This is a genomic window from Flavobacterium sp. FPG59, from assembly GCF_002150205.1.
GTDB lineage: Bacteria > Bacteroidota > Bacteroidia > Flavobacteriales > Flavobacteriaceae > Flavobacterium.
The window spans coordinates 1-6,468 of sequence record NZ_MTCA01000177.1 but is presented as its reverse complement, the minus strand read 5'-3'; the positions used below and the strand labels follow the sequence as shown (position 1 = coordinate 6,468).

At 32.0% G+C, this 6,468-nt stretch carries 5 protein-coding genes and 1 riboswitch; all 5 genes read left to right on the top strand.

The window, feature by feature from the left end; all coding sequences use genetic code 11:
• Positions 1-2 precede the first annotated feature (2 nt).
• Positions 3-94, top strand: a riboswitch (SAM-I-IV-variant riboswitch).
• Positions 95-148: 54 nt separating this feature from the next.
• Entirely contained in the window at positions 149-1,471 is a 1,323-nt protein-coding gene (locus FPG59_RS12740) for a Na+/H+ antiporter NhaC family protein (protein ID WP_086454969.1), read from the top strand.
• Between the two features lie 184 nt (positions 1,472-1,655).
• The gene (gene fabG / locus FPG59_RS12735) at positions 1,656-2,402 is read left to right on the top strand and encodes a 3-oxoacyl-[acyl-carrier-protein] reductase (RefSeq protein WP_086454968.1); all 747 of its coding nucleotides are present in this window, start codon (positions 1,656-1,658) and stop codon (positions 2,400-2,402) included.
• A gap of 94 nt (positions 2,403-2,496) precedes the next feature.
• The gene (locus FPG59_RS12730; RefSeq protein WP_086454967.1) at positions 2,497-4,524 is read left to right on the top strand and encodes a hypothetical protein; all 2,028 of its coding nucleotides are present in this window, start codon (positions 2,497-2,499) and stop codon (positions 4,522-4,524) included.
• Positions 4,525-4,536: 12 nt separating this feature from the next.
• Positions 4,537-5,433, top strand: a complete 897-nt coding sequence (locus FPG59_RS12725) for a LysR family transcriptional regulator (protein WP_086454966.1) — start codon at positions 4,537-4,539, stop codon at positions 5,431-5,433.
• 162 nt (positions 5,434-5,595) lie between these two features.
• Positions 5,596-6,468: YeiH family protein (locus FPG59_RS12720; RefSeq protein WP_140344656.1), on the top strand; the 873-nt coding region annotated here is incomplete at its 3' end.

Genomic DNA, 6,468 nt, shown 5'->3' with positions numbered 1-6,468 from the left:
CGTTATCACGAATCCTTCAATAGGATAGCAACCTGCAACAACAAGCAAGGTGCTAAAACGATAAGCCAAATCTTTTGGAAAAAATGTTGTTTACATTCCCAATACCAGCTTTGTTTTTCGTCATAACACTTAATTTAAAATTATTTTTATGACAAAGTTTACTAAGGAATCTGGAAATCCTTTTGCATTGATTCCGCTATTTATTTTTATTTTTACTTTTTTAGGAGCAGGTATTTTGCTTAATGATTTTTATGCTTTTCCTTCTCCTGTTGCTGTTTTGGTAGGCATTATTGCTGCTTTTATTTTATTTAAAAACAGTACAGAAGGTAAAGTTGATACTTTAATTGCTGGTTGTGGTGATAGTAAAATTATAACCATGTGTTTGATTTATTTATTTGCAGGCGCTTTTGCCGTGGTGAGTAAAGCCATGGGTGGAGTTGATGCAGTTGTGAACCTAGGTATTAATACCATTGATGCAGCGTATTTTCCATTGGGAATTTTCTTGATAGCCTCGTTTTTATCAACTTCTACAGGTACATCTGTTGGAGCTATAGTTGCAATAGGACCTATTGCGATATCACTTGCTGATAAAAGTGGTGCTTCTATGCCATTGATAGCAGGTGCTTTACTAGGCGGTTCTATGTTAGGAGATAATTTATCAATGATATCAGACACTACCATCGCTGCCACTCAATCTCTAGGTTGTGATTTAAAAGATAAGTTTAAGATTAATTTGTTTATCGCGCTTCCGGCGGCAATTGTAACTATTATAATTTTCTTTTATTTGGGATTTAATTCAGATGTTGTTTCTGTGGATATTGCAAAAAGTGATTATTCATTATGGGCTATCTTGCCTTATGTTTTAGTGATAATTTTAGCAGTTGTAGGTGTCAACGTTTTTTACACTTTACTATTAGGTACCATAATTGCGGGTTTTATTGGTTTTTATAATGATTCTTTTACAGTAATGGAGTTTACTCAGAAAATTTATGAAGGATTTACGAGTATGACAGATATCTTTTTACTTTCTATGCTTACAGGTGGATTAGCAGCTATGGTGGACAAGGCTGGTGGTATTACATGGGTTTTGAATCAGATAAAGAAAAGAATTAAAAGTAAAAAATCAGCACAAACAGGAATTGGAGTATTAGTAGGTTTTGCAAATTTAGCTATTGCAAATAATACGGTTTCTATTGTTATTACCGGGCCCATTGCAAAGGAAATTAATGATGAATACGGGTTGAGTGCTAAAAAATCGGCTACTATATTAGATATTTTTTCATGTGTAATACAAGGGATATTGCCTTATGGTGCTCAGATATTGTTGATATTAAACTATGCAAATGGTAAATTAAATTTTATAGATATTTTAAGTAATGCGTGGTATCATTTGTTTTTACTAGTATTTACATTGATTGCCATTTATGCTGCTTTTTGGGATAAACTGGCATATCGTTTTTTGAAAGTTTAATTGTAAAAATTATTGTTCATAATCAAAGCTAAATTTTTTTTAAAAAAGGAAATAGTATATATTTGGCAAGTCGTTTTTAGCCCTGATAGCAACGGAAATCCTTTTGGGTACGCGACAGCGGACCTAAAAGATTGCAGTGAATAGCAGGAATAGCTTCAAATAAAAAATAAACTAATTTTTGAATATGAAATTACTAGAAGGAAAAGTTGCCATTATCACAGGCGCAAGTCGCGGAATTGGAAAAGGGATTGCAGAGGTTTTTGCTAAACATGGAGCCAATGTTGCTTTTACATATAGTTCATCAGTAGAATCTGCGATGGCTTTAGAAAATGAGTTAAACGCTTTAGGTATTAAAGCAAAAGGATATCAATCAAACGCTGCAAATTTTAACGAAGCGCAAACATTTGTGGATGCTGTTTTGGCCGATTTTGGAACGGTTGACGTATTGATTAATAACGCTGGAATCACAAAAGATAATTTATTGATGCGTATGTCCGAAGAAGATTTTGACAACGTGATGGATGTGAATTTGAAATCGGTTTTTAACATGACAAAAGCGATTCAGCGTACTTTTTTAAAGCAACGTGCGGGATCGATTATTAATATGAGTTCAGTGGTAGGGGTAAAAGGTAATGCAGGACAAACGAACTATGCAGCATCTAAGGCTGGAGTTATTGGTTTTTCAAAGTCTGTAGCACTGGAATTAGGATCTCGTAATATTCGTTGTAACGTAATCGCTCCTGGATTTATTGAAACTGAAATGACTGCAAAGTTAAACGAAGATGTTGTAAAAGGTTGGAGAGATGGAATTCCGTTAAAAAGAGGTGGCTCTACAGAGGATGTGGCTAACGCTTGTCTTTTCTTTGCTTCGGATATGAGTGCTTATGTTACAGGGCAAGTACTGAATGTGTGTGGAGGAATGCTTACCTAGCTTTGTGAAATGAGTATTTAATTCATTCTACACTTCTATTGAATTCTAGATTACATTTAAGTTTTCAAATTTAAAATATTTTAATAAACACTACATGACAACATCTACCTTGCTACTATTAGTTTTATCATTATTAATAGCGGGCGTATTGTCATATTTTCAATATTTATATAAAGCTAAAAACAAGTCAAAATTGAGTTTGTTTTTAGCTTTTTTTCGTTTTACCTCTATTTTTTGTCTGTTTTTATTATTGCTAAATCCGATTATATCTCGGGATAATTTAATCATCACAAAGACGCCTCTTGCTGTTGTGGTTGATAATTCATGTTCTATAGCTTTTCTTAAAAATGAAAAGAAAACTAAAGAAATTCTCCAAAATATTCAGAGCAATACGGCTTTGAATGATAAATTTGACGTTCAAGTTTTTCAATTTTCTGAGGATTTTAGTCCTTTGTCAAATATTGATTTTAAAGGCAGTCAAACCAATATTGATCTTGTAGCGAACAATCTAAAAAGTATATTTAAAAATACAGTTTTCCCCACTGTTTTGCTTACTGATGGAAATCAAACATCAGGTAACGACTATGTTTATAGTTTTGATCCATCAAATAGAGTATTTCCTCTTGTAGTAGGTGATACTGTTACTTATCTTGATTTTAAAATCAATCAGTTGAATGTGAATAAGTATGCTTTTCATAAAAATAAATTTCCAGTAGAGGTGTTTTTACAGTATTCAGGTTCAAAAACGATGGATGCTGATTTTTCATTGTCTCAAGGGAAAACTATTTTGAATAAGCAAAGCATGCGTTTTTCTCCTTCAAAACGAACACAATCCCTAACGTTGTTTTTACCTGCAGATAAAATAGGATTACAACTTTATAAAGCGACAATTACTTCAAAGGTAAAAGAAAAAAACACCTTTAATAATGTAAAGAATTTTGCAGTTGATGTTATAGATCAAAAAACAAATATTGCAATAGTATCAGCAATAAATCATCCGGATTTAGGAGCTTTAAAACGAGCAATAGAATCTAATGTACAGCGTAAAGTTACTGTTGTTAAACCTAACGATATTAAAGATTTAACACCATATTCGGTTTTGATTTTGTATCAACCTAATTCAGAGTTTAAATCAGTTTTTGTTGCCAATACAAAATTGAAAATCAACAGCTTTATTATTACTGGTAATAGTACCGATTTTAATTTTTTGAACAATCAGCAAACGTCACTTAATTTTAAAATGAGCGGACAAAAAGAGGATTATTTACCTGTTTTTAACAATCAATTTAATTTGTTTGCTGCTGAAAATATTGGCTTTGAAAATCTGCCTCCTATTCAAAATCCATTTGGCACTATAACTACAAATGCTGGTGTTACTGTATTGTTGTCGTCAAGAATTAGAGCAATTGATACGCAGATGCCTTTACTTGTTTTTGCAGAAAGTCAATCCGGTAGAAATGCTTTTTTAATGGGAGAGAATAGCTGGAAATGGCGTTTGCAGTCTCATGTAACTCATAAATCTTTTGAAAAATACGATGTTTTTCTTGATAAAATTATTCAGTTTCTAGCTTCAAACAATTCCAAAAAATCATTGGTGGTAGAGCATGAACGTTTTTACAACTCAGGGGAGCCTATTGAAATTACGGCTCAGTTTTTTAATAAAAATTATGAATTTGATGAAAAAGCTCGACTATCTATTTCGTTAAAAAATAAAAGCAATAAGCAAACTAAAAATTACGATTTAGTTAAAGGGAACAATACTTTTAAAGTCAATCTTGATGGTTTAAAAGCGGGATCTTATGATTTTGCAGTTCAAGAATTGAATTCTAAAACATCTTATACAGGTAGTTTTGAAATTTTAGATTTTGATATTGAAAAGCAATTTGTAAATTCAGATGTTGAAAAACTAAGCCAATTAGCAACTCATACTAGCGGAAAAGTATTTTTTGCAAATCAAGAAGAACAATTAATAAAGACTCTATTAGATAGTCAAGAATACAAAGCCATTCAAAAAAGCAATAGTGTTAAAACACCATTAATTGACTGGATTTGGTTACTCATAATTATTGCTATTTCACTTGCTACAGAATGGTTTGTACGTAAATATAACGGTTTACTATAATTCAGATTTATTATGGATTTTAGACTAAAAGTTTTTTATACCGTTGCTAATCGATTGAGTTTTACAAAAGCCGCAGCTGAATTGTTTATCACTCAACCTGCCATTTCAAAGCATATACAAGAGTTAGAAGAACAATACGGAATTAAATTATTTGATAGAAACGGTTCTAAAATAGCATTGACACACGCTGGAACTGTATTGTTGAAACATGCCAAAAATATTTTTGAAATGTATCGTGAGATCGATTTTGACATGAGTACGCTGATTAACCAGCGCTCAGGATTACTACGATTAGGAGCGAGTACAACAATTTCACAATATATTATTCCACCTTTATTAGCTAAATTTCATTTAAAACTACAGGATGTCAAAGTGAGTTTGTTAAACGGCAATACGGAACAAATTGAGTATGCATTGGTACAGCAAGAAATTGAAATGGGCATTGTAGAAGGGCAGTCTAAAAATAAATTAATAAAATACATACCATTTTTAAAAGATGAATTGGTTTTAGTTTGTAATAGCTCCAATCCGCTGGTGCAACAAGATGAGATTGAGCTAACTGACCTCAAAAAAATGCAATTTTTAATACGTGAACAAGGTTCAGGAACACTTGAAGTAATTGAGCATGCTTTAAAACCTTTTGAAATTAAAGGCTCTGATTTGCAAGTAGAAATGCAATTGGGAAGTACTGAAAGTATTAAATCCTATTTATTGAACTCTGACTGTGTTGCTTTTATGTCAATTCATGCCGTGCAAAAAGAGCTTCAAAACAATGAATTGGCTATTCTAGATATTAAAGACTTAGTAATCGAACGTTATTTTTATATCATTACATTACAAGGAAAAACAGATTCTTTGTCTGAATTGTTTATTCAAAATATTTCGAATCATTATAATTTAAAGTTATAGTAGATTATAATTTACAATTGGTGCTTTTAGATTAATGTACGCACCTTTGTAAAGTACTAATTCAACAACTTTACATTGGAAATTCCTCATAAAGATATTCATAAACAATCCTATTTATTTTTTAGCGAAAGTAAACTTATTCAACAACTCTTTTTTGTTGGGATGCTTTTACTTTGTACCACCGTTTTTGTTTCTCCTCCAATTGCTTTAGGATTAGGATTGATTGTGGCTAATGTATTTGGGCATCCTTTTTTAGTATGGAATCAAAAAGCTACCAATTACTTGTTGCAATTTTCAGTTGTTGGTTTAGGTTTTGGTATGAATGTTCAAAGCGCAATGGCTGCAGGAAAGGAAGGATTTTTATTTACCATTATTTCAATTGTAAGCACATTAATTTTAGGAACATTGTTAGGTAAATGGTTTAAAGTTGAAAGTAAAACAACTCATTTAATTTCTTGTGGAACAGCAATTTGTGGTGGAAGTGCTATAGCAGCAATTGCACCAGTAATCAAATCTGACGAAAAACAAACCTCAGTAGCTTTAGGAGTGATATTCATATTAAATTCGGTTGCTTTATTTCTATTTCCGGCTATAGGTCATTATTTTAATGTGTCTCAAAGTGATTTTGGAATGTGGTGTGCCATCGCTATACATGATACTAGCTCCGTTATTGGAGCAGCTAGTAAATATGGACCAGAGGCGTTACAAATTGCGACAACCGTAAAATTAGCACGGGCATTGTGGATTATTCCAGTTGCCTTATTCACGGCTTTTATTTTTAAAAACAAATCGGGTAAAGTGAAAATTCCATATTTCATCGGATTCTTTATTTTGGCGCTAGTTACTAATACATATTTACCACAAGTACAGATTTTTGCACCGCAATTGGTTTCCATTTCTAAAATAGGATTGACAATTACTCTGTTTTTGATTGGTGCAGGTTTAAATAAAAAGTTTTTAAAATCAGTTGGATTTAGACCGCTTGTTCAAGGAATAACACTTTGGGTTTGTATTGCGAGTTTTACTTTTATATGG

What these genes read in the sequence shown, in the direction of transcription:
- fabG (WP_086454968.1), top strand. Translation starts at nt 1,656, where the DNA reads ATGAAATTACTAGAAGGAAAAGTTGCCATTATCACAGGCGCAAGTCGC.
- FPG59_RS12730 (WP_086454967.1), top strand. Translation starts at nt 2,497, where the DNA reads ATGACAACATCTACCTTGCTACTATTAGTTTTATCATTATTAATAGCG.
- FPG59_RS12740 (WP_086454969.1), top strand. Translation starts at nt 149, where the DNA reads ATGACAAAGTTTACTAAGGAATCTGGAAATCCTTTTGCATTGATTCCG.
- FPG59_RS12725 (WP_086454966.1), top strand. Translation starts at nt 4,537, where the DNA reads ATGGATTTTAGACTAAAAGTTTTTTATACCGTTGCTAATCGATTGAGT.